Source organism: Psychrobacillus sp. BL-248-WT-3 (assembly GCF_012843435.1).
In the GTDB taxonomy this organism is placed as follows: Bacteria; Bacillota; Bacilli; order Bacillales_A; family Planococcaceae; genus Psychrobacillus.
On the sequence record NZ_JABAFC010000001.1, the window covers coordinates 302614 to 325210 of the forward strand.

The 22597-nt window shown below is 34.9% G+C and carries 28 protein-coding genes; 21 read left to right on the plus strand and 7 right to left on the minus strand.

Annotated elements, in window-relative coordinates:
* Positions 1-214: 214 nt before the first annotated feature.
* The 4 genes from HF876_RS01550 to HF876_RS01565 all read left to right on the plus strand — a co-directional run bounded on the left by HF876_RS01550 (position 215) and on the right by HF876_RS01565 (position 3838).
* Positions 215-865: a nitroreductase family protein gene (locus HF876_RS01550; RefSeq protein WP_169358269.1), complete on the plus strand. Its 651-nt coding sequence runs from the start codon at positions 215-217 to the stop codon at positions 863-865.
* Positions 866-955: 90 nt separating this feature from the next.
* Positions 956-1366 (plus strand): VOC family protein, encoded by a 411-nt coding sequence (locus HF876_RS01555; protein ID WP_169358270.1) that lies wholly within the window; start codon positions 956-958, stop codon positions 1364-1366.
* Between the two features lie 140 nt (positions 1367-1506).
* Entirely contained in the window at positions 1507-3126 is a 1620-nt protein-coding gene (locus tag HF876_RS01560) for a catalase (RefSeq protein WP_169358271.1), read from the plus strand.
* A gap of 67 nt (positions 3127-3193) precedes the next feature.
* A complete protein-coding gene (locus tag HF876_RS01565) occupies positions 3194-3838 on the plus strand; it encodes an SDR family oxidoreductase (RefSeq protein WP_169358272.1) in 645 nt (214 codons plus the stop codon).
* Between the two features lie 85 nt (positions 3839-3923).
* On the opposite strand, the gene HF876_RS19075 is transcribed toward HF876_RS01565, so the two are convergent.
* A complete protein-coding gene (locus tag HF876_RS19075) occupies positions 3924-4052 on the minus strand; it encodes a hypothetical protein (RefSeq protein ID WP_277347061.1) in 129 nt (42 codons plus the stop codon).
* Between the two features lie 578 nt (positions 4053-4630).
* On the opposite strand from HF876_RS19075, the gene HF876_RS01570 reads away from it, so the two are divergent.
* The 8 genes from HF876_RS01570 to HF876_RS01605 all read left to right on the plus strand — a co-directional run bounded on the left by HF876_RS01570 (position 4631) and on the right by HF876_RS01605 (position 8565).
* Positions 4631-5008 carry a YybH family protein gene (locus HF876_RS01570; RefSeq protein ID WP_169358273.1) on the plus strand — a complete coding sequence of 126 codons (378 nt, stop codon included), beginning with the start codon at positions 4631-4633 and terminating at the stop codon, positions 5006-5008.
* Between the two features lie 61 nt (positions 5009-5069).
* Positions 5070-5303: a hypothetical protein gene (locus HF876_RS01575; RefSeq protein WP_169358274.1), complete on the plus strand. Its 234-nt coding sequence runs from the start codon at positions 5070-5072 to the stop codon at positions 5301-5303.
* Between the two features lie 214 nt (positions 5304-5517).
* Positions 5518-5862 carry a PadR family transcriptional regulator gene (locus tag HF876_RS01580; protein ID WP_169358275.1) on the plus strand — a complete coding sequence of 115 codons (345 nt, stop codon included), beginning with the start codon at positions 5518-5520 and terminating at the stop codon, positions 5860-5862.
* 1 nt (position 5863) lies between these two features.
* Complete coding sequence (locus tag HF876_RS01585; protein ID WP_169358276.1) at positions 5864-6544, plus strand: hypothetical protein; 681 nt, start codon at positions 5864-5866, stop codon at positions 6542-6544.
* Positions 6534-7088: a DUF4825 domain-containing protein gene (locus tag HF876_RS01590; protein ID WP_169358277.1), complete on the plus strand. Its 555-nt coding sequence runs from the start codon at positions 6534-6536 to the stop codon at positions 7086-7088. Before HF876_RS01585 ends, HF876_RS01590 begins: the two co-directional genes overlap by 11 nt.
* 1 nt (position 7089) lies before the next feature.
* Positions 7090-7794 (plus strand): class I SAM-dependent methyltransferase, encoded by a 705-nt coding sequence (locus HF876_RS01595; RefSeq protein ID WP_169358278.1) that lies wholly within the window; start codon positions 7090-7092, stop codon positions 7792-7794.
* 29 nt (positions 7795-7823) lie between these two features.
* On the plus strand, positions 7824-8006 hold the full coding sequence (locus tag HF876_RS01600; protein ID WP_169358279.1) for a hypothetical protein: 183 nt from the start codon (positions 7824-7826) through the stop codon (positions 8004-8006).
* A gap of 145 nt (positions 8007-8151) precedes the next feature.
* Positions 8152-8565 (plus strand): GNAT family N-acetyltransferase, encoded by a 414-nt coding sequence (locus HF876_RS01605; protein WP_169358280.1) that lies wholly within the window; start codon positions 8152-8154, stop codon positions 8563-8565.
* Positions 8566-8802: 237 nt separating this feature from the next.
* On the opposite strand, the gene HF876_RS01610 is transcribed toward HF876_RS01605, so the two are convergent.
* The 4 genes from HF876_RS01610 to HF876_RS01625 form a co-directional block, all read right to left on the minus strand.
* On the minus strand, positions 8803-9003 hold the full coding sequence (locus HF876_RS01610) for a YqaE/Pmp3 family membrane protein (protein ID WP_169358281.1): 201 nt from the start codon (positions 9001-9003) through the stop codon (positions 8803-8805).
* Positions 9004-9113: 110 nt separating this feature from the next.
* Positions 9114-9926: an STAS domain-containing protein gene (locus HF876_RS01615; protein ID WP_169358282.1), complete on the minus strand. Its 813-nt coding sequence runs from the start codon at positions 9924-9926 to the stop codon at positions 9114-9116.
* 417 nt (positions 9927-10343) lie between these two features.
* Positions 10344-11645: a hemolysin family protein gene (locus tag HF876_RS01620; RefSeq protein WP_169358283.1), complete on the minus strand. Its 1302-nt coding sequence runs from the start codon at positions 11643-11645 to the stop codon at positions 10344-10346.
* Between the two features lie 34 nt (positions 11646-11679).
* Entirely contained in the window at positions 11680-12141 is a 462-nt protein-coding gene (locus HF876_RS01625; RefSeq protein ID WP_205963948.1) for a MerR family transcriptional regulator, read from the minus strand.
* A gap of 235 nt (positions 12142-12376) precedes the next feature.
* Here HF876_RS01625 and HF876_RS01630 point away from each other — a divergent pair, with 235 nt between their 5' ends.
* The 3 genes from HF876_RS01630 (at position 12377) to HF876_RS01640 (ending at position 13872) form a co-directional block, all read left to right on the plus strand.
* Positions 12377-12847 carry a GNAT family N-acetyltransferase gene (locus HF876_RS01630; RefSeq protein WP_169358284.1) on the plus strand — a complete coding sequence of 157 codons (471 nt, stop codon included), beginning with the start codon at positions 12377-12379 and terminating at the stop codon, positions 12845-12847.
* Positions 12848-12870: 23 nt separating this feature from the next.
* Positions 12871-13335: an SRPBCC family protein gene (locus HF876_RS01635; protein WP_169358285.1), complete on the plus strand. Its 465-nt coding sequence runs from the start codon at positions 12871-12873 to the stop codon at positions 13333-13335.
* Between the two features lie 81 nt (positions 13336-13416).
* Complete coding sequence (locus tag HF876_RS01640) at positions 13417-13872, plus strand: OsmC family protein (RefSeq protein WP_240949560.1); 456 nt, start codon at positions 13417-13419, stop codon at positions 13870-13872.
* Between the two features lie 86 nt (positions 13873-13958).
* Here HF876_RS01640 and HF876_RS01645 read toward each other — a convergent pair whose 3' ends face one another.
* Entirely contained in the window at positions 13959-14984 is a 1026-nt protein-coding gene (locus HF876_RS01645) for an NADH:flavin oxidoreductase/NADH oxidase (RefSeq protein ID WP_169358286.1), read from the minus strand.
* 203 nt (positions 14985-15187) lie between these two features.
* On the opposite strand from HF876_RS01645, the gene HF876_RS01650 reads away from it, so the two are divergent.
* Positions 15188-16396, plus strand: a complete 1209-nt coding sequence (locus HF876_RS01650) for an argininosuccinate synthase (RefSeq protein ID WP_169358287.1) — start codon at positions 15188-15190, stop codon at positions 16394-16396.
* Positions 16393-17766, plus strand: coding sequence for an argininosuccinate lyase (gene argH / locus HF876_RS01655; protein WP_169358288.1), 1374 nt, complete (start codon positions 16393-16395; stop codon positions 17764-17766). Before HF876_RS01650 ends, argH begins: the two co-directional genes overlap by 4 nt.
* A gap of 105 nt (positions 17767-17871) precedes the next feature.
* Here the strand turns inward: argH and HF876_RS01660 are convergent, their stop codons facing one another.
* Positions 17872-18324: a hypothetical protein gene (locus HF876_RS01660; RefSeq protein ID WP_169358289.1), complete on the minus strand. Its 453-nt coding sequence runs from the start codon at positions 18322-18324 to the stop codon at positions 17872-17874.
* A 572-nt stretch (positions 18325-18896) separates the two neighbouring features.
* Here HF876_RS01660 and HF876_RS01665 point away from each other — a divergent pair.
* The 4 genes from HF876_RS01665 (at position 18897) to HF876_RS01680 (ending at position 22505) form a co-directional block, all read left to right on the plus strand.
* Complete coding sequence (locus HF876_RS01665; RefSeq protein ID WP_169358332.1) at positions 18897-20330, plus strand: SulP family inorganic anion transporter; 1434 nt, start codon at positions 18897-18899, stop codon at positions 20328-20330.
* A 16-nt stretch (positions 20331-20346) separates the two neighbouring features.
* Entirely contained in the window at positions 20347-20766 is a 420-nt protein-coding gene (locus tag HF876_RS01670; protein WP_169358290.1) for a universal stress protein, read from the plus strand.
* An 84-nt stretch (positions 20767-20850) separates the two neighbouring features.
* The gene (locus tag HF876_RS01675) at positions 20851-21390 is read left to right on the plus strand and encodes a GNAT family N-acetyltransferase (RefSeq protein ID WP_169358291.1); all 540 of its coding nucleotides are present in this window, start codon (positions 20851-20853) and stop codon (positions 21388-21390) included.
* 41 nt (positions 21391-21431) lie between these two features.
* Positions 21432-22505: a metallophosphoesterase gene (locus HF876_RS01680; RefSeq protein ID WP_169358292.1), complete on the plus strand. Its 1074-nt coding sequence runs from the start codon at positions 21432-21434 to the stop codon at positions 22503-22505.
* Positions 22506-22597: the final 92 nt, after the last annotated feature.

A 22597-nucleotide genomic window follows, 5' to 3' on the forward strand; every position in this document is an offset into this window, starting at 1 on the left:
TGCGATATACTAACTGAGTCACCAATCTTTGCTCTAACCAAGTGTTTTTATTGGAATTTCAAGTAACTCTTAATATTATATTTATATAATTTTCAGAAAATTGTTGAAATTAGTTACTAATATATGTTAAAGTGTAATTAGTCCTATTGAGTATCAGTCGAAAGAACTAATCTATTGTTTTTATAATACAAATTATTTTTTGAGGAGAATAAACATGAATATAGAAGAATTAATAAAATTTCGTCATTCAGCAGTTAACTTTATTGAAGAAGAAAAAATGACAGAAGATGACTTTAAGAAAATTTTCAATTTAACAAAACTTGCACCAAGCGCATTCAATCTTCAATTTGCGAATTACTTGGTAATCATGGATGAAAAGAAAAAAGAAAAAGTAAAGGAATTAAACCACCATCAGCATAAAATTCAGACAGCAAGTGCTGTTGTTATCGTAATGGGTAATAAAAATAGTGCTGAAAAATCCGAGGCAGAAAGAATATTTAGTCCTATGAAAATGCTTAAAATGATGAGTGAATTGGAATATGAAAATACTATAGAAAATATAAAGAAATATAATGATAATTTGCGTTTAAATTCTAATGGACTAGATACTGAGTTAGCGCTCCATGTTGGGATCCATGCAATGTTATTTATGCTTTGCGCTAAACATTTCGGTTTTGATACTTGTCCAATGCATGTGCATAATGTAGATGAAATGAGGAAAGAGTTCAATATTCCTGATCATCTACAACCTTATATGATGATTACTATAGGTAAAAGTGTAGACAATACTAGGCCAAGAGGTTATCGAAAACCAGTCGGAGAATTTGTGAATTTTAACGGATTTAACTTAAGTTACCAGAAATAATTCGACACAGCAAAGAAGATTTGGTAGTTTTTTAATACATAATATTTTTATAATACGTGGACTTACGTGGACAATATTGGAGGGAAGGCTTTGAATGAGAAATTAATAAGAGTTGGAACTATTTATATCCCAGTTTCAAATGTTTCTCTCGCAAGCGACTGGTACCAGGAGCAACTCGGCGCTGTCGAGAATTATAAGGACGAGGATAAGGCCATTTTGGACCTAGCCAATCAAAGTGTCTTTTTGATTAAAAGTAAAAAAGAAGAAAGTCTGAACTTTAAAGATTTCCATGGCCGAGAGCAATTTGTCTTAACATTTGAAGTAGATGGGGTAGATAATCTCCTATTATTACACAAAGAATTTAAAGAAAAAGGATTGCAGGTTGGGGAAATAGAAGATAGAGGACATGCTGGTAGAAATTTTGTATTTCAGGATCTTGATGAAAACAAATTTGATGTATGGAGCGAATTAAGTCCTTCTTTTAAAAATAATAGGAACTGATAAAAAAGAGACTACCTATGTCTCTTTTTTATTTTGTTTAACTGGATTATTTTTCGAAAAACAACTGATAAATAGGTTTTAAGGTGATATATCAGGGAATTACAAATAAGGAATGCACTATTTCGAAGGAGGATTTCATAATGGCAGAAGAAAAAGAAATGAGAAATGGTTCAACCGAAAGTAACCAAGGAAAAGAGACGCTTACAACTCGACAAGGTCATTCTGTAACGGATAATCAAAATATTCGAACTGTAGGAAATCGCGGTCCAGCTACTCTTGAAAACTATCATTTCATTGAAAAAATTTCACACTTTGACCGAGAAGAAGTTCCTGAGCGAGTAGTTCATGCTCGTGGAGCTGGTGCTTTTGGCTATTTTGAAACTTACGGAAAAGTAGGGGACGAGCCCGTAGAAAAGTATACTCGTGCAAAAGTATTTTCAGGTGCTGGAAAACAAACACCTTTGATGGTGCGCTTTTCAACAGTTGCAGGCTCTAAGGATTCTCCAGAGACTGCCCGCGATCCTCGTGGTTTTGCAGTGAAAATGTATACGGAAGATGGTAACTGGGATTTAGTTGGAAACAACTTAAAAATATTCTTTATTCGTGATGCGATGAAATTTCCAGATATGATTCATGCATTTAAGGCAGACCCTGCTTCTAATATCCCTAACCCAGAGCGTATGTTTGACTTTGTTTCTAAATCACCTGAAGCGACACATATGATTACTTTCCTATTCTCCCCATGGGGAATTCCGGCTACATATCGCCATATGCAGGGATCTGGTGTAAACACGTATAAGTGGGTAAATGATAAAGGCGAAGCAGTATTAGTAAAATATCATTGGGAACCAAAGCAAGGTATTCGCAACCTAACTCAAGATGAAGCTGATGCCATTCAGGCAAAAAATGTTGCTCATGCCACACAGGACTTATATGAATCCATTGAGCGAGGAGAATATCCAGAGTGGGAGTTATTTGTTCAAATTATGAGCGATGATGAGCATCCTGAATTAGATTTTGACCCATTAGACGATACAAAGCTATGGCCACCGGAACAATTCCCGTTCCTACCAGTTGGTAAAATGGTATTAAATCGAAATCCAGTAGATTATCATGCAGAAATTGAACAAGCTGCCTTTGGTACTGGTGTACTAGTAGATGGTTTGGATTTCTCAGATGATAAAATGCTTCAAGGACGTACATTCTCTTATTCAGATACACAACGTTATCGTGTAGGAGCTAACTATTTAAAGCTACCTGTTAATGCCCCTAAGGTTCCTGTAAGAACAAACCAACATCGTGGTCAAATGGATGTGCATAGACCAGAGGAAGCTGGTGGAAATCCACATATCAATTATGAACCATCCATGATAGGTGGACTTCAGGAGGCTGAAAAAACAGAGCGTATTAAACATGAGCCACAATATAATGCTAAGGCTACAAGTGCACCAATAGATCGAGAGAATAACTATGGACAAGCTGGCGAGACTTATCGTAGCTTTGAAGATTGGGAACGCGATGAATTGATAAACAACCTGTCTACCGCACTTTCTATTTGTGATCCTCGAATCCAAGAGGCTATGGTCTACCACTTTACACAAGCAGATGAAGATTATGGTCGTCGTGTAAAAGAAGGTATCGAGATGAAGATGAAAGAAATGGAAGACTTAAAAAAACAACAAAAACAAGAGAGTTCTCCGGGTGCCAATGCTGCTGCGGATAAAGCAGAAGATGTTGGTCGAGAATCTAAACCTTACTAATAATTTCAAACCCCTTCACTTAAATGAAGGGGTTCTTTATTTCAATTATCAAAAGGAGTGTATATAAATGAAAGTAATAGTAGTAGGAGCGAATGGTCAGATTGGTAAACAGGTCGTGGAAAAATTACAAGATCATAGGGAACATACGGTGACAGCAGTAGTTCGAAAACAGGAGCAGGTTAATGAATTTAAGAAAAAAGGGATAGAAGCAGCATTACTTGATCTCGAGGGTAAGGTAGACTCATTAACCGAAGCATTTACTGGAGCTGATGCAATCATTTTCGCAGCAGGCTCAGGAGGACATACAGGTCCTGATAAGACATTACTTATTGACTTAGACGGAGCAGTAAAAACAATGGAAGCGGCTGAAGCGGCTGGGGTTGAGCGATATATTTTGGTTAGTGCATTTGATGCTGACAAGCGTGAAAATTGGAACGCTGAAATGAGACCATACTATGTTGCAAAGCATTATGCAGACCGAATGCTTGAGCAAAGTAAACTAAACTATACTATTGTTCGACCTGGTGGGTTAATAAATGAAAAAGCACTAGGAAAAGTGACGGTTGGGGTGGATGCAGAGCCAAGTACAATTACTCGCGAGGATGTAGCGGAGATACTTGTAGCATCTTTAGAAGAATCAGGCACCTATCAAAAAAGTTTTAATGTCGTTAATGGGACACAATCCATTAAAGAAGCTATTAAGAATATATAGTAAAAATATATATATTAAATGGACTCCATATTGTGGAGTCTTTTTTTATAGGACTTTTCTTATTCTCTTAAGTTATTAATTAAAACTACTCGGTAAGGCAAACAGCCTTAGTTAATAACTGTATATCATAGAGAATTTCTTGTTTAAAAGCGTCATTTTCACATCTATAGTAATCATCTACTAGTCTAACTAGTTCTATATAAATGAGGTTCATTATAAATGCCTCCTTTTTCATTAGTCAAAAGTATCTATTCTATTATACCTACTTTTAAGTGGTCATAAACATTTATTTTAAATTAATAAAGAGGACGGTAAGAAATGTTCTCTATCTCTACCTAGAAGTTTCTTTATACCGGAAAATTCCCACTCCTTTGTGCTCGTTATTCCTTTTTTACATATTTCCTTGAAAGGAAAGGTAAATAATGTTAAATTTAAATAGTCTGAATTTTTATTTTTTAAAAAGGGGGCGGTATGATGAAAGTCATTAAATATACTTGTTTTGAGAATTACGTGTGGAAGAGGAATACTTAGCGTGTCCTTAAGCATTTATTAGAGTGATGGCACGTCCAAAGAAACGGAAGCTATAGGTTAACTTGAATTGGATTAGAAGTATGGGTATGTCTTCATATACAAATATATATATATAATCTTAGCTTTAAGCAAGATGTCGTTCTTTAAGAGCGCTAACTACAACTCTAACAATACGTAAGCAAAGTAGGTAAGAAAATATAAAAAATTTTAAGTAAGTATGAATTATCAACTGGCAATTAACTTATGAAGGAGAGTAACCGTATGATTAAAGAGAGTTTTCACACTGTGCTGATTAAGCACTTAGATTTAATGCAAAATAAAGATATTATTCCTTTTCTACAAACTATTTCTGAACAAGAAGATATAAGTGTAATAATGCCTAACGGTCGCTTGATTAGCGGGTATAAAGATGTCGCTGAATTTAATAAAGATTGGTTTGCTGATATCGATTGGAGTTTAAGTTATCAAATCATTAAAGAAGAGTGTACAGACGAGATGGGCTACGCTGTTGTGGAGATTGAGTATAAGGACGTGGATCAGAATGGGAATCCATATAACAAAATTTATTACCTTACATTAATATTTAAAAAAAATAATGAAAAATGGTTATTGGTTCATGATCAAAATACCTTTACTTGAAATGTGTAATTGTGAGTGCTTAAAGATAAGCAGTTTAGTGGCAATGTAAAGAGGTGAATTAATGGATAACATTGATAAACGGAATCGATTGGGCGAGGAAGTCTTTACGTATAGAATTACGAAAGATAAAAAAGTATTTATCTCTTTTCAAGGAAGACATGTTACCACGCTCGTAGGAAAAGCTAGCGAAAAATTTTTGAGCAAGATCCATTCTGCAGACTTCAAGGAAGCACAATTGCTAATGGCCAAAGCGACAGGAAATTTTAAGCATGGAAATGAAAAGGATAACAAATAATTTAAGTTCAGTTGATAATAAACAGCTTATTGATTTTAAAATCATAAGCTGTTTATTTTTATTTGATTTCCTTTTAGGAAAGCCCCTATTATCTTTCCTACTTTTCTTGATTTGTCATGATGAGAGGGCGGGGAAGCAATTATTTTTTTATTTATGACATAGTACTTTGACAGACATAGTAATTTGATATACATTGTAATAAGAGGTGATAAGTTTGTCAGAAAATGAAGTAAGTGCTGATTTAATAAGAGGTCATATCGATACCATAATTTTAAAGGTTTTAAAGGCAGGAGATAATTATGGATATGAAATTATGAAGGCTATCTCAGTCGGTAGCAATGGAGAGTATATATTGAAAGAGCCGAGTTTATATAGCAGTCTGAAACGATTAGAAAAGTTTGAACTTATCCATGCCTACTGGGGTGATCAGTCCCAAGGTGGCCGACGAAAATATTATACGATTACAAAAGAAGGCTTAGCGGCCTACGAAGAAAATGTAAGAGCATGGAATCGAGCAAAGCTGCTCATTGATCGATTAGTTTTAGGAGGGTGTGATTAAGATGAATGAGGTACGAAATTATGTTAATAAAATGTTTGCTGGATACCCAAAAAATGAAGAAACATTAGAGTTAAAAGAAGAAGTAATCGGAAATTTAGAGGCTGAAATTGAAGACTTAGTTATGAACAAGGGCATAACTTCTAAACAAGCATTTAGGATTAGCACAGAGAAGATGTCTAAACTGGATAGTGTAATCGAAGGTGTACAATCAGTTCAATTAAGTAAAGTGTTGGTCAAGCTTACGCAATGGTCGCTGATTTATTTATTGATAGCATGGATCATCTCTATTCCGTTTAATGTTTTTAGTTCCTTAAGGGCTACGAGCTGGCTGTTGTTAATAATCATATTAATAATTGGCGTATTTTATATCGTGTTAAAAATCATAGCAGGTTCTTTAACGAATGAAAGAACAATCCAATTAGCTTTTATGAATAGATGGCAAAAATGGATTTGGATTATTTGGGCATTGTTTATGGTAGCGCAGTGGGGAATGATTACTGCCATCCATTTTGGTAGTGATCTATGGTTTGGCCGTAATATCTCTATTGAAGGTCCTTATCAATTCGGTCAGACTATAGCAGCCTATTTGGCTCCATTTTTCTCCATCATTGTACCTTTATTAATTAACAGATTTAAAAACATAGTTATCAGAGGAGGTAATGAAGCGAACTATGAAGAATAAGTTAATAATTGGATTATTCATTACTGGGCTTATACTTTTTGGATGGATGAACCTTTTTTACCTACCAGAAAAAGAAAATTTACAAGCGGAAGAAATGCTACGGCAGCTTGATCCAGAGACCCATGATTTTAGCAAGGTGCTAGTATATGAAAATCTATATATGGGAAACAACTCAAATAATGCACATTTGTTTCAATCACTTCCTTTACAAAATTATTTGAATGGCTTTGAACAGGACCCTGATCGTTTTTTGTTAATCGTGAATTATAAAGATTTAAGTGACGTTTCTCCTCGTCAAGTACAACAATCGGTCATTTATAATACTACAGCTGCTTTTGTACTTATTAAGAATTTGGAACAAATAGAGTTAAGACTTCCAAATGAAAATTTTCTCGTTAACAGAAGCAATGTAGAGAGTGTTCTAGGGAATTTGGATGAGCTTTTAGATCCTCCATTATTTGAAAAAGAAGTGCAACAGCGATTAAAAACGGAAGAGATAGAGGATTGGTTAGACCAGTATATACAAGTCAGCAAGGAGGGCTAACATGAAGGATCGTGTCATTCAGGCGTATAACCAGCTCGCCGATGATTATGAATTTAACGTCGATCAAAGAAGTATATATAACACGGAATATGAGAGACCAGAAATGGTCAAACAAATGCCTTCTAATTTAAATAATCTAAGCGTTTTGGATGCGGGTTGTGCTGCAGGATGGTATACCTCCCAGCTTATACGGGAAGGGGCAACGGTTACAGCAATCGATATCAGTCCTAAAATGGTAGAGGCAACGAAAAGAAGAGTAAAGGACAAAGCAAATGTTCTTTGCTTAAGCTTAGAAGAAGAACTTCCCTTTGAAGACAATAGTTTTGATCTCATTATTAGCTCATTAGTCCTTCATTATATCAATGATTGGGAATTGACATTTAAAGAGTTTCAAAGAATCTTAAAGCCAGGCGGTCAATTCATATTTTCGGTACACCACCCAACTATGGATATAAGATTGGCTAAGGAAGGAGATTATTTTTCACATGAATTTATAATAGATCAGTGGAAGCGCGATGGGAAAATAATTGAAGTGCCTTTTTATAGGAGACCTATGCAAGCCATCTTAAACGAAACTTTAAAATATTTTAAATTAGAGCGTCTTATAGAGCCACAGCCTACGGAAGAATTTAAGAAGATAGATCCTAAAGGTTATCACAAGCTGATGACAACACCACATTTTTTGATAATTAACGCTAGAAACTGAGGGACATAAGGGTTAAGGGGGGATTAAATATGTCTAAAGAGTTTATTGCCATAATATCAATAGTTTCTGTAGTGATCTGGATGGTAGTTTCCCAAGAGGCTGTAAAACCCTCAAAAGAGATAAATTGGTGGAAAATGATAAGCTTACTTTCTGTAGGAACCGTATTGGTATTAGGGTTAACCATTTCCCTTTTTCAAAGCCTGCCGTTCTAGGATAGGTAACTGGGTTTTTGTTGAATATCTAAATAACTATATGATTTTTAAAAGGACTTAGTTTGTTTGAAGTAAGCTAAGTCCTTTTATCCTACTAAAATGATTACACATTATAATAAATTTTATATTTCTTGGAGGAGTTAAAATGTCTATAAAAGTAATCCATCATTTTACTGAAAAGCATTTAACAGACTTGTATCAATTATTTCAAAATGAATGGTGGACAAAAGAGCGTAGCTTAGCTGATATAAAAACAATGATTGATTTGAGTCATGTAACGATAGGCTTAGTTGATCAGGTCTCAGATGAGCTAGTGGGCTTCGCAAGAGCAATTTCAGATGGAGTATACAGGGCGTTTATTTTTGATGTAATTGTAAAAGAAAACGGTCGGAAACAAGGATATGGGTTAACTCTAATGAACAGCCTGTTAAATCACTCAGTCATTCAGGATGTAGAGCGAGTCGAGCTTTATTGTCCTGAAAGATTAGTTTCCTACTATGAGCAATTTGGATTTTCTACCGATGTGAATGGTAGTACATTAATGAGGTTAAAGAGATAACAGAAAGGACAAGGAACAGGGGAAAATATGGCTTTTATAGATTGATTACCTTTACAAGGGGGAAACAAAATTCACATTATATTCTTGGAGAAAGTATGAAGGACTTTTAGGAGTAATAATAAATGAATCCCATAAAGCTATAAATGTCTAATTCAAAATAAAGCTCCAGAAATTTTGCTTTGCGCAAAATTTTTGGAGCTTTTTAGAGGGGCAATTTTATTCCCTGCAAATATTCGATTATTTATTATTCCTTTTTATTAGCTCTGTTTGTTTAAGCGTTCGTTTATTTGCTTTATGGTCATGTACTACAAGGATAGCATGAATAATTCCAGGTACGTAACCTAAAAAACATAGTAGTAAATTAAGAAAAGCTTGAAATGGCTTCCCGGAGAATAAAACTGCTACTGGTGGTAAAACAATAGCTAAAAGATACATCATAGTTACTAGCTCCTTACAAGGATTTGTACACAATCATACAGAACAACTTGTAGGATTAGCAAACTATAACATAGTGGTATATAATGGGTACTTTTCCTGAAGTAATAATATTAATTAATGCTTTCTAATGCAATCTTTAAATTAGGGTAAATGACATCTGCAGCCACATCTATTCCTTCATTAATGGTCATTTTAGCTAAATCAGGGCAAATCCCTGTTGCCATAACACTAATTCCCATTATACGAATCATTTGAACCAATTCGTTTATATATTGAACGTTTCCTTTATCGATTTTATATACCCCTGAAAAGTCAATTATAACGTAAAATACACCAGCACTTGCAATTTTAGGAGTTAAATTTTCTATCATATAGTCTATCCGATATGTATCAATGTGTCCTACCAATGGCAAAACTATAATTCCTTCTTTAACAGGAACTATTGGTGCTCCGACCTTTGCTAATTCCATTTGGGACATCTTTTGGTATTCGCTTGCTAGATACTCATAATTGGCAACCGTTTCGTTAAGGCTCATATCTAACATTCTGTTAACTTGTTTAATCAATTTACTTAGCTCTTTCAAATTAAGATCGAATGTGATTGCTAAATTAGTCAGTATGTCAGTAATTACATTGCGAGTAGGGAGATATCTGACTACTAGGGTAGATAGATTACCATCAAGAGAAACCATTGCTGCATTCTTTTTACTCCATATTAATAAGGATTCAGGGATTTTCTCCTCACCACTTAAAATATACTCTCCAATAAAGGTAACAAACTCAATATACATATTTTTAGCTTGTTCCTGTTCCCAACGAGGTATATCCATATCTAGAGAATTGATTACCTCATCAACGATATTACTAGCCAACAATTCTTTATTATTAAAGATATAATCTGAAATACTAATAAGTGGGCTCATATTTCTTCTCCCTTTTTTTTGCCTTCTATCTCATCATAAAAATTCATTTCTTTTAAGTCAAGCTTTCTCTTGTTAAAGTAGAATATTCTATAACCAAGAGAGATTAAAATTATGATTTTAAGCAGGTAAAAACGTTAATATGATAGAACATAGTATTACATTAGAAAATTGAAAAGATGCTAAAGAGTCGAATAGCAGGGGGTTACGAAGTTGAGGTGAATCCCATTATATATGGACCTGTTACTGGCTTATGGATGCCACCTGAAGAGAATAGTGCTGAACTTATAGTTGAGAAGGCATTAAATCTATTAATAAATTAATCATTAAGAAAATATGCTAAGTAAGTCCTATAACAATGATTGAGCGAATATATATAAAACCCATTTTGAAATATCAAAATGGGTTTTATATATTAAATTAAGCATTAAATTTTTGTACTTCGATAAATTGGATATGATTGTCTTGTTTTTCATTGATGGAGAATATATAACCACCATACTCAATTTGTTCATCCATGTGTAACTCTATGTCCTGAGTGTAATACCATCCACCAATTGTATCTACATCAGGATTATAAAGATCTATTTTCAACAATTTCGCGACATCATCAAGTAACACATTTGTGTGAATGATATAGTGGTCTTCTTTGACTTTCCGAACATCTGCTATTTCGTCGTCATCAAATTCATCTCGGATTTCTCCTACAATTTCCTCCAAGATATCTTCAACGGTTACAAGCCCAGACGTACCACCATATTCATCTAACAATATAGCCATATGAATACGCTCTTTTTGCATTTTCAATAACAGACTGTTAATCGGAGTAGTTTCTATAGTATTAATCACAGGATTAACAAAATCCTCTATATTGAAGTTTTCCAATGTTATACGATTATTAATACCTAGAGTTAAGAAATCTTTAATATTAATAAATCCAATGATATTATCTCTATCTTCTTCATAAACAGGGTAGCGTGTATAACGTTCCTCAGAAATCGTAGTTAATACCTCATTAAAGGTAGCTTTTCTTTCAAAACCAATAATTTGAGTACGAGGTACCATGATTTCACGAGCAATGCGGTCATCGAATTCAAATACATTATTTACATACTTCAATTCATTTTGGTTAATTTCCCCGCTCTTATAACTCTCCGCAAGTAATAATCGAAGCTCTTCTTCTGTGTGAGATAGTTCATGTTCTGATGCTGGTCTCATACCAAAAAGCCCAACGAGCAAGCGAGCAGAGCCATTTAGGAACCAAATGAATGGATATAGGATTTTGTAGAAAATCATTATCGGTTTAGCAAAAACAAGGGTTACTGCTTCTGCTTTTTGGATAGCTATTGTTTTTGGAGCCAACTCTCCGACCACGACATGTAAAAAAGTAGCGATTAAAAATGCAGCACCAATCGTAAAGTAATGAATGTTGTCCGTACTAATTCCAATTGTTTCAAACAATGGATGTAGGATAAATTCGAATGTCGATTCACCAACCATCCCTATTCCTAAAGCAGTTACAGTAATACCAAGCTGACAGGCAGACAGGTATTCATCTAAGCGCGATGTAACTTGTTTTGCAGCCTTAGAACCTTTACGACCTTCTGCTACTAACTGATCTATTCTGGAATGACGTACCTTTACGATAGCAAACTCCGTAGCTACGAAGAATGCGGTTAAAGCGATTAATATGACAAAAATAGTTAAATTCAATGCGGTCAATAAGTTGTCTTACTCGAAAGTAAGACTTCACCTCCTAAGTGATTAATAATAATAAGGATTGCATAAGAGCAACACTTTCTGATGAAACTTTCTGTTTGATGGAATGCTTTGTGTTATCTTCCTTCTCATTTATTTGTTCCAATAAGTGAGAAACTTCTTTTTCTAAATATTGCATCTGTAATCGTATTTCCTGGATATCAATCTCTTCTATGCTATCTTTGGCAAGCTCTCTTTTTATTTCTTCAAGTGACATACCTTTTAACTTTTTCTCTTCTATAACTCTTAGTCTTTCAATAGCCTCATAAGGGTAGTAACGATAGTTGGAACTAGAACGTTCAGCATCTAATAGCCCTAGAGTAGTATAATAATCGATGGTACGCTTAGTAATGCCACTTTTTTCAGCTAACTCGCCAATTCTTAGTTTCTCTGTCCCAATAGTATCACTCCTAACCGTAACGTTAGGGTTTAGTATAGTATGAATTTGAGGTAAATGCAAGGAACATGAAGGATTACAAGCTGTGAGAAGTTGAGGATTAAAGCAATCTCTTTATTCCAATTTGCATAAAAAGTTATTATTAAATAATAAGTTTTTCTTCCAAGACCTAAGTTTACCTAATAAATCGAATCAATGAAGCAACTGTTCTTGTTATAATTGTAGAGTAGGAGAAACTACATGTAACTTATTAAAGGTAGTTTTCTGGAAAATGCATTATGCATAAACGGAGGATGCTATGAATATCAGGCTTGCGCAGAAAAAAGATATAGCTCAGTTAATTCAAATGCGTTGGGATTTTACAATAGAGCATAATGAAAAAGCGGCTGATCATGATCTAGAGGAATTTCAAATGGAATGTAGACAATTTTTGGAACGAGCAATCGAAAGTAATTCATGGGTTATATGGATTGCAGAAATAAATGAACAGGTAGTATCTCATATTTATATGGAGCTTATTCATAAGGTTCCTCGTCCAGGTAGAATTACTCATCCATTTGTATATATGACCAATGTTTACACTATTCCTGCGGAACGAAACAAAGGAATTGGCTCTAATCTTCTTACAGTAGTGAATAAATGGGTGGAATCGAACGAGTACGAGTTTGTTATCGTTTGGCCAAGTGATGATAGTATTGAGTTTTATAAACGTAAAGGTTATATCAGCTGTAATGAAGCAATGACATTTACGCCTTCAATTAAGAGTTAACCTATTTACGAAAGGGAAAAATAATGCCAACTATTATATATGAGATTTTAATAGATGCTCCAATAGATCTTTGCTTTGATTTATCACGGGATGTAGCCATACACACCCAAACGACTGGAAAAACAAAGGAAAAGGCTGTTGGTGGTAAAGTAAAAGGGTTATTAGAAAAAGGAGATAGTGTAACATGGGAAGCTACACACTTCGGTGTTCGGCAAAGGTTAACTGCAAAAATTATTGAGATGGACAAGCCTCATACTTTTAGAGACGTTATGGTAAGCGGAGCCTTCCATTCATTTACACACAACCATCAATTTAAAAGACAAGAAAATGGTACATTGGTAAGGGATGAGTTTGTGTATCGTTCTCCTTTGGGAATTCTGGGGAGGTTGGCAGATTTATTATTCCTCGAAAAATACATGACAAATTTTATTAAACATCGTTCTCTGGAATTAAAAAGGATAGCGGAGAGCATAGAAAGTAAAAGCTAAAACGGAATTTTAAATTTGTTATTTAATGTTCTATTTTAATAGTTTTGTAATATAATATCATTAGAAATGGAGAGGATATAATTGGCAATTACTACTATGAGTTCAACTGCAAATTTAGTGGATAAGCTTCAAGTGGAGGTTGGAACACGCGGACATCAAGTTATCATCGACGAACCGGAACGTTTAGGTGGTACAGACAAAGGTATGAATCCTTTAGAATTATTGCTTTCATCGCTAGGTGCCTGTCAAACAATTGTTGCGCAAATGTCAGCAAAGAAATTTGGCATTCAGTACGATCATATATCTGTTGATTTAGAAGGCGATATTGATACGGATGGTTTCCTTGGACTTTCAGATATTCGTCCTGGTTTTTTAGAGGTAAGATATAAAGTTAATATTCAATCTAATGAATCGCCTGAGAAAATTGAAGAATTCATTACATATGTAGAGGATCATTGTCCCGCACTCGACTCTTTAATTAATGGTGTTAAGGTTGTTTCTCAAGGTATAGAGATTCAACAAACAAACAAGATATAATCAAAAAAGCTATGGAGATTTTACAGTCGTAAAATTTCCATAGCTTTTTTATATTTGTTTTCAATTTTGGTTCTGCTTTTAAGGCTTTAGAATCCTCTTTTATATGCCTTTGGAACATTTGCTTTTCCGTCTAATACTTCTTCCGTATGCAATGCCCAATAAGGGTCTTTTAACATACCTCGACCGATTGCTATCAATTCTATATCCTCTTCTGCCAAAGTCTTTTCAGCTAAAACTGGCTCTTCTAAAATTCCTACAGCAATGACCGGTAAATCTAAAGCTTGTTTATAAGCTCTTGCAAATGGAACTTGATAACCAGGGGTATTTGCCGGCTTCACTTTCCCTGGATTTGCTTCACCACCGCTGGAAACATGGAAAACGTCCACTCCTGCTTCTTTGTACTGTTTTGCTATTTCCAGTGAGTGTTCCAAGCCATAGCCACCATCGATATACTCAATTGCGGATATACGGAACAAGAGAGGCATATCTTCTGGTATCACGCTTTTCACTGCTCTTATAACTTCCACACCAAATTTAGCATAATCCTTTCCGTATTCATCAGTTCGGTTATTAATAGAAGGTGAGTGGAACTGGTGTATTAAATAACCATGGGCTCCGTGTAATTCTATTGTATCGAACCCGGCCTCTACTGCACGGCGAGCTGCTTCTTTATATTTATTAACCATTTCGTTTATCTCATCAATTGTTAAGGGTCTTGGTTCCTTCCATGTGCCATCAGATTCAACAGGAATGTTGGAAGAACTAACTGGTTGTTTAGCATCTGTTGCTTTTCTTCCAGCATGAGCAATTTGTATACCTATTTTGGCATCATGTTTATGTACTTCCTCAACTATTCTTGCATAAGCAGGAATCTGTTCATCTGACCATAAGCCTAGATCATAATCGGTAATTCTTCCATCAGGCTCTACGTCTGTCATTTCTACAATGATTAAGCCGGTGCCGCCTACTGCGCGAGATACATAATGGACGAAGTGCCAGTCATTAGGAGTTCCATCCTTGGCCTCGACAGAGTATTGGCACATAGGAGCCATTACTATTCTATTTTTTAAGCTTAAGCCTTTTACGCTATATGGTGTAAATAATTTGGACATTTCTTTGAATCACTCCTTTTTCATATTATCGCTTGTTTTGTCCGTTGATTCAAATAATGCGCGTTAAGAGAGTAATAGTTTTTATAAATAATTAATATATTTGTATAATTAATAAATTTATAGTTGTATTTATGCATTTTGAGTGTTACATTATGTATATTAATACAAAATAATCGTATATAAATACATTGGAGGAATATTTAATGAACAAAAAAGTTGTTTTAGCATACTCAGGTGGATTAGATACTTCTGTAGCAATTACTTGGCTTAAGGATGAGGGCTATGATGTAGTAGCTGTTTGTTTAGATGTAGGAGAAGGCAAAGATTTAGAATTTGTGAAGAACAAAGCCCTAGAGGTTGGAGCTATTGAAAGCTATATGATTGATGCAAGAGAAGAATTTGCAAATGAATATGCATTGATTTCTTTGCAAGCTCACACATGGTACGAAAATAAATATCCTTTAGTATCTGCGCTATCAAGACCGCTAATTTCTCAGAAACTAGTAGAAATTGCAGAGAAAACTGGTGCGACTGCTGTTGCACATGGTTGTACTGGTAAAGGAAATGACCAAGTTCGTTTCGAAGTTTCTATCAATGCTTTAAATCCGGAGTTAGAGGTAATTGCCCCTGTTCGTGAGTGGAGCTGGAGCCGTGAGGAAGAAATCGCTTATGCCAAAGAGAAAAACATTCCAATTCCAATTAACCTAGACAGTCCATTTTCTATAGACCAAAACCTTTGGGGACGTGCGAACGAATGTGGCATTCTAGAGGATCCATGGGCAGCACCACCAGAGGATGCATACGATTTAACAGTTTCTTTAGAAAATGCACCAGACGTTGCAGATATTATTGAAATTGAATTTTTACAAGGGGTTCCTGTAGCTATAGACGGAGTTAAATATCCATTACATGAACTTATTCTTAAGTTAAACGATATAGCTGGTAAGCATGGGGTTGGACGTATTGATCATGTAGAAAATCGCCTAGTTGGTATAAAATCTCGTGAAGTCTATGAGATACCTGGGGCACACACACTGCTTCTGGCACATAAGGAGCTTGAAGACATTACGTTAGTGAAAGAGCTAGCTCACTTTAAGCCAGTAATGGAAAAGAAATTGACAGAACTTATTTATGAGGGTCTTTGGTTCTCTCCATTAAAGACTGCTCTTGTGGCATTTTTAAAGGAAACACAGCAATATGTAAATGGTACTGTACGTGTGAAATTATTTAAGGGTCATGCAATTGTGGAAGGGCGTAAATCTCCAAACTCTTTATATAATGAAAAACTTGCAACGTACACTGCAGATGACGAATTTAACCATTCTTCTGCTGTTGGGTTCATTGAACTGTGGGGACTTCCAACAAAAGTACATGCAATGGTAAACAAAGGAGAAAAGAAGGTGCAAGTATGAGTAAGCTATGGGGTGGAAGATTTCAGAAATCTGCCGAACAATGGGTGGATGAATTCGGAGCTTCTATTGAATTCGACCAAAAACTAGTAATGGAAGATATCGAGGGTAGTATGGCACACGTTAAAATGCTTTTCGATTGCAATATTTTACCCCATGAAGATGTAAGGGATATTCTTGGTGGCTTACTCCAGCTAAAGCAGCTTGCTACTGAACACAAGCTTGAATTCTCAGTTGCTAATGAGGATATTCACTTAAATTTAGAAAAAATGCTCATTGATCTAATAGGTCCGGTTGGTGGAAAGCTCCATACAGGAAGAAGCCGTAATGACCAAATTGCAACAGATATGCATTTGTTTTTAAAGAACCGAGTAAACGAAATCATTGAATTGATAAGAGTTTTTCAAGAAACAATAGTTAACCAAGCTGAGAAGCATATAGAAACATTGGCGCCTGGTTATACACATTTACAACGTGCACAACCCATTTCCTTTGCCCACCATTTAATGGCTTATTTTTGGATGCTAGAGAGAGACAAGGAACGCTTTTTAGATTCCATGAAACGTATCGATATTTCTCCTCTTGGGTCTGGGGCACTTGCAGGAACAACATTTCCAATAGATCGCAAGCTGTCAGCAGATTATCTAGGGTTTACTAGCGTATATTCAAATAGCATGGATGCTGTAAGTGATCGCGACTTTATCGTTGAATTTTTAAGCAACTCATCCTTACTTATGACGCACCTTTCTCGTTTTGCGGAGGAAATAATTTTATGGTCTAGCTCAGAGTTTAACTTTATTGAATTGGATGATTCCTTTTCAACAGGCTCAAGCATCATGCCACAAAAGAAAAATCCTGACATGGCAGAGTTAATACGGGGTAAGACGGGTCGTGTCTATGGGAATTTAATGGGTCTTTTAACAACATTAAAAGGACTGCCTCTAGCGTATAATAAGGATATGCAAGAGGATAAGGAAGGGATGTTTGACACAGTAGAAACAATTGTTGGGTCCCTTAAAATCTTTGAGGGAATGGTTCGAACAATGTCCGTGCACACAGAGCGTTTGCATGAAACAGTACACAAAGACTTCTCTAATGCAACGGAGCTTGCAGACTACTTAGCTGCAAAGGGACTTCCTTTCCGTGAAGCTCATGAAGTAACAGGTAAACTAGTTTTCCTTTGTATACAACGAGGATATTTCCTTCTGGATCTTCCATTAAGTGATTTACAAGAAGCTAGTAGCTTAATAGAAGCAGACATTTATGATGTCTTGTCCCCATTAGCTGCAGTTAGAAGAAGAAATTCATTAGGCGGTACAGGTTTCGATCAAGTTAAAATACAAATAGAAGAAGCTAAAAGTAAATTAAGCTAACTTATAGCCCGTGTTAAAGGAATAAACCCTTTAACACGGGTTTGCTTTTTACCAATTAAGAAGGTAGTTTATTGATTGGTTGATTGATTGTTAAGGGCTATGACATTAACTCAAGTTAAGTGAAGAGAGATATGATTCTATATTATTTAGTTTAGATAAATATAAATATACACTCAAAGGTATAATTATGATTAATAAAACTATGGTTATATAAAATAACATATTCTTTTTATTTTTGCTTATATATGAAACGATATCAAATATAAATCCTAGAATGACCATACAGCTTACAATCCAAAGTATTTTCAAACTGGTAATTTCACTTTTTAGTAAGATAGCCCTTAGCTCGTTATCATGAGTGATTGTAATTTCTATGTTTTCTTTTTTTAGAAAACTGGTTTTTTCAATAGAAAATGATTCAGTCGTCTCATTTTCAATGGAGTATCCACCAGGATAAACATTGAAAATAGATAGTATTAACAAAAAGGCCAAGAATCCAAAAATAAGAATACTGAGGTTACGTAATTGTTTAGTATCTTGAGTATCTTTAAGATTCAATTAATCACTCCCTGAGTTGTTTAATAATACTCTATTTAGGGGTTTTTAAAACCATAGAGTCCAGCAAATATTATCATTGAATAATTTATCAAACTAAATACTATGATAAAAACTAAATAATTTCTAAATGTATTCCTTTTACCCAATGCTACAAGTAATAGGGCTACAAGCACCAAAAGTATTGGCATAAAAAATCCTAAGTTTCCATCAATTCCTTAAGTAAAATAGTCTGAAGAGTTAAGAAATATTATCAAAGCAAAGGGTATAGTAGATGCTAAATAGAAAAACAAGGAAAAATATAGAAGATTATTTTTTTGCAAGAAGCCACCTCCATTAACTTGTAAATATTTACTTTTAGTTAAATATTAACATATAAAACAAAATTTCACTCATATTCGTATGTTACTCTCTCATTCTTTTATATCTACATATAAATATTTTGGATAGGTCTTATAGCTTTAACTCCAATCTTCTTGTACTCTTCAGCAAGTAATTAGCATCTTTAAGAGCAAAGGTTCCCTTAACGGAAAGAAGATGATATGATAATCGAAGAATTTTTTTCAAAGGAGATTATCATGGAAAGTTTAAAACAACAATGGTTTGGAAATATACGGGGCGATATTTTATCCGGAATAGTAGTTGCTCTTGCCCTTATTCCTGAAGCCATTGCTTTTTCAATCATAGCTGGAGTTGATCCGATGGTTGGACTATATGCTTCTTTTTGTATAGCAGTCATTATTGCCTTTGTAGGCGGACGACCAGGTATGATATCTGCAGCGACTGGGGCAATGGCTCTAGTTATGGTGCCTCTTGTTAAAGAATACGGATTAGATTACTTATTAGCAGCAACCATCTTGACAGGGATTATTCAACTACTATTTGGTGTCTTTAAGATTGCTAAGCTGATGAAGTATATTCCTAATGCAGTGATGATTGGATTCGTCAATTCGTTAGCGATACTGATATTCATGGCTCAAGTCCCACATTTCATTGGGATCTCAACGATGACGTATATTTTTGTAGGAATTACACTTATTCTTGTTTATACATTACCACGTTTCATCAAAGTAATACCGGCACCGTTAATAGCGATCGTCACATTAACTATCGTTGCTATTTACAGTGGATTTGAATTAAAAACGATAGGTGATTTAGGAAATATTTCACAAACCTTACCATCCTTTTTGCTTCCAAATGTTCCTCTAAATTTAGAAACGCTACAGATAATTTTCCCATTTTCTATAGCACTTGCAATAGTGGGATTAGTAGAGTCGTTACTTACATCTCAAATTTTAGATGATATGACTGCAACCGAAAGTGATAAAAATAAAGAGGCTAGAGGTCAAGGTATTGCTAACTTCGTAACAGGATTCTTTGGTGGTATGGCAGGATGTGCAATGATTGGACAATCAGTGATTAACGTTAAATCAGGAGGAAGAGGTCGACTTTCTACTCTAGTAGCAGGTTTGTTCCTTATATTCCTAATCATTGTTTTAGGTGACTTGGTCGTTAAAATTCCAATGCCAGTATTAGTTGGAATCATGATTATGGTATGTATCGGTACTTTTGACTGGAACTCATTTAAGTATTTAGTAAAAGCACCAAGAACAGATGCACTGGTCATGCTGACTACTGTAATAATTGTAGTGTATACACACGACCTGTCAAAGGGAGTTATCGCAGGAGTTATATTAAGCGCGGTTTTCTTTGTTGTAAAAATTTCTACCCTAAAAGTTATAGAACAGGATCAGCGATACATTATAGAAGGGCAGCTATTTTTTGCCTCTACTGATAGCTTTGTAGATTACTTTAAAAAGTCCACTACACTATCGAATACTATACAAATTGATTTTACTAATAGTAGGATCTGGGATGATTCCGGGGTAGGAGCATTATTTAAAGTGAAGGATTTACTAAGTGAGCGAGGACTTCAAGTAGAATTAATCGGCTTAGATTCATATAGTAAAAAAATGATTGCTCAAATAGATGCTCTATCCACTCATTAAAGGGGGAATCCGCACCATGTATAACCATATTGTTTTAGCAGCAGATGGCTCTGAAAATGCTGTTCGAGCAGCGAAGGAGACAATCAAAATTGCTTCTTTAAATAAGCAATGTTTGGTGGAAATAGTTTATGTAGCAGATTTTGAAAAAGCAAGAACAGAGGTACTGCATGCAGGCTCTACAGAGGTTTTAAAATTAGAACGTCGAAAGAAAATACAAAATGTTGAGCTACTATTAAAGGAATCGGAAATTAGCTATAAAGTCAATATACTGCATGGTATCCCTGGTCCTGAGATTGTGAAATTTGCTAATGACAACCATGTGGACCTTTTAGTTATAGGCAGCAGGGGTTTAAATTCCCTACAAGAAATGGTTTTAGGAAGCGTCAGTCATAAGGTAATAAAACGAGTTCAATGCCCAGCTTTAGTAGTTAAGTAAATTCATGTTAAAGTCCTGTTTATAACAGGGCTTTTATTTTTGGTGGAATTTTCATATAATTTAATAAAATAGAGGAGGTTACTGATGGGCACTCAAGAAAGAATATATATTCGTCTTCTTCAAATGAAAGATACAGAAGCGGCACTGGACTTAGAAATAAGAAACAAGGAATTTTTCAAGCACTATTCAGTTTTAAGAGAGCCAGATTTTTACACATATGAAAAAATAAAGGAACGCATTGAAAATGGGATAACAGGTGCAACAAATGATACATTGTATGCGTTCGGCATCTTTTTATCCAAAACAGATGAATTAATTGGCAATGTTGCCCTATCACATATCTCTCGAGGTCCAGCTCAAAGTTGTATGATTGGTTACACCTTAGACGACCAGCAAAATGGGAAGGGCTACATGACGGAAGCAGTTAAGATGGCTGTTGCTTATGGCTTTGAAACATTAAAATTACATAGAATTGAGGCTGGAGTTATGCCTCACAATACACCTTCAATAAAAGTGTTGGAAAAAGCAGGCTTTCATAAAGAAGGGATTGCTAAAGAAAATGTACAAATAAACGGTAAATGGCAGGACCATCTCATTCTAGCGATTATAAATCAAGAGGATTAAGAGGGTATTATGTAATTAGCGTTTTATAGGAGACAACGAAAATGATAGATATAAAAAAAATTAGTTTAGAGCCTGGCAAAAGAGTAATAGTGATCTCGGATATCCATGCAAACTTACAGCTATTTAAAAAGTTATTAGACAGAGTGAATTACCAGCTGGATGATTATCTATTTATTAATGGGGACTTATGCGAAAAAGGAGATAACAGCTTAGAGGTTGTGGAATTTGTCCGCTCGCTTCAAAAGAGCTCAAGCAACGTTTTTATTGTCAAAGGTAATTGTGACGTTGTTCATCGGTACGTTTTTCAAGAAAGTGAAGGAATAATTCCTTACATGAAAAGTCGAAAATCTATTTTAAATGAGATGCTTGCACAGAATAACAAGCGTGTTGAGGAATTTAATAGCGTAAAACACTTGTCAACGTATTATAAAGCACATTTTCAAGACATAATTGATTGGCTAGAAGCTCTAAAGGTCGCTTATGAAACCGATGATTTTATCATCATTCATGCAGGAATTGATCCTAAAACAGATTGGAAGCAAACAGACGAAAAAACTGCTTTATATACCTCCTCTTTTCTAGATAAATCACATCAGGCAGGTAAGCCAGTAATTGTTGGTCATTGGCCAGTGATTAACTACGGAGCAACCGCTGTAAGCTCCCATAACCCTTTGGTAGATTTAGAGAAGAATATAATAGCCATTGATGGTGGGAACCAACTAAAACAAGACGGTCAGTTGAATGCTTTAATCATTCAGGACGGAACATATTCCTATACATTTGTGGACAGTCTTAATCATTACATAATAATAGAACATGATCATAAGGCTGGCTTAAACAGAACTGGTACAGTCACTTATCCTAATTATGAATTAAAAATAATGAAAAGGGGGGCATTTTTTACACGATGTAAAAATGTCATCCTAGGAACAGAACAATGGATTAAAAATGAATATATTATAGAAAAAAATGATTCCATCCTATGTAAAACAGATGTAAGCACTACCTTCCTTTCGGTAAAGCGAGGAGAAAAGGTTTGGGTAGTTGATGACACATGTGAAGGATATCTCCTTGTTAAAAATGAAAATGGGGAAATAGGATGGATTGAACGTTGAATATTTTAATGTTTTTCAAAGGTATGGTGAAAATTCCGTACCTTTTTATTTTTGTATTGACAATTATCTAGCGCTACTATAAATTTTAATTA

What these genes read in the sequence shown, in the direction of transcription:
- HF876_RS01550 (WP_169358269.1), top strand. Translation starts at nt 215, where the DNA reads ATGAATATAGAAGAATTAATAAAATTTCGTCATTCAGCAGTTAACTTT.
- HF876_RS01560 (WP_169358271.1), top strand. Translation starts at nt 1,507, where the DNA reads ATGGCAGAAGAAAAAGAAATGAGAAATGGTTCAACCGAAAGTAACCAA.
- HF876_RS01565 (WP_169358272.1), top strand. Translation starts at nt 3,194, where the DNA reads ATGAAAGTAATAGTAGTAGGAGCGAATGGTCAGATTGGTAAACAGGTC.
- HF876_RS19075 (WP_277347061.1), bottom strand. Translation starts at nt 4,052, where the DNA reads ATGAACCTCATTTATATAGAACTAGTTAGACTAGTAGATGATTACTAT.
- HF876_RS01570 (WP_169358273.1), top strand. Translation starts at nt 4,631, where the DNA reads ATGATTAAAGAGAGTTTTCACACTGTGCTGATTAAGCACTTAGATTTA.
- HF876_RS01575 (WP_169358274.1), top strand. Translation starts at nt 5,070, where the DNA reads ATGGATAACATTGATAAACGGAATCGATTGGGCGAGGAAGTCTTTACG.
- HF876_RS01585 (WP_169358276.1), top strand. Translation starts at nt 5,864, where the DNA reads ATGAATGAGGTACGAAATTATGTTAATAAAATGTTTGCTGGATACCCA.
- HF876_RS01590 (WP_169358277.1), top strand. Translation starts at nt 6,534, where the DNA reads ATGAAGAATAAGTTAATAATTGGATTATTCATTACTGGGCTTATACTT.
- HF876_RS01595 (WP_169358278.1), top strand. Translation starts at nt 7,090, where the DNA reads ATGAAGGATCGTGTCATTCAGGCGTATAACCAGCTCGCCGATGATTAT.
- HF876_RS01600 (WP_169358279.1), top strand. Translation starts at nt 7,824, where the DNA reads ATGTCTAAAGAGTTTATTGCCATAATATCAATAGTTTCTGTAGTGATC.
- HF876_RS01605 (WP_169358280.1), top strand. Translation starts at nt 8,152, where the DNA reads ATGTCTATAAAAGTAATCCATCATTTTACTGAAAAGCATTTAACAGAC.
- HF876_RS01610 (WP_169358281.1), bottom strand. Translation starts at nt 9,003, where the DNA reads ATGATGTATCTTTTAGCTATTGTTTTACCACCAGTAGCAGTTTTATTC.
- HF876_RS01615 (WP_169358282.1), bottom strand. Translation starts at nt 9,926, where the DNA reads ATGAGCCCACTTATTAGTATTTCAGATTATATCTTTAATAATAAAGAA.
- HF876_RS01630 (WP_169358284.1), top strand. Translation starts at nt 12,377, where the DNA reads ATGAATATCAGGCTTGCGCAGAAAAAAGATATAGCTCAGTTAATTCAA.
- HF876_RS01635 (WP_169358285.1), top strand. Translation starts at nt 12,871, where the DNA reads ATGCCAACTATTATATATGAGATTTTAATAGATGCTCCAATAGATCTT.
- HF876_RS01645 (WP_169358286.1), bottom strand. Translation starts at nt 14,984, where the DNA reads ATGTCCAAATTATTTACACCATATAGCGTAAAAGGCTTAAGCTTAAAA.
- HF876_RS01650 (WP_169358287.1), top strand. Translation starts at nt 15,188, where the DNA reads ATGAACAAAAAAGTTGTTTTAGCATACTCAGGTGGATTAGATACTTCT.
- argH (WP_169358288.1), top strand. Translation starts at nt 16,393, where the DNA reads ATGAGTAAGCTATGGGGTGGAAGATTTCAGAAATCTGCCGAACAATGG.
- HF876_RS01670 (WP_169358290.1), top strand. Translation starts at nt 20,347, where the DNA reads ATGTATAACCATATTGTTTTAGCAGCAGATGGCTCTGAAAATGCTGTT.
- HF876_RS01675 (WP_169358291.1), top strand. Translation starts at nt 20,851, where the DNA reads ATGGGCACTCAAGAAAGAATATATATTCGTCTTCTTCAAATGAAAGAT.
- HF876_RS01680 (WP_169358292.1), top strand. Translation starts at nt 21,432, where the DNA reads ATGATAGATATAAAAAAAATTAGTTTAGAGCCTGGCAAAAGAGTAATA.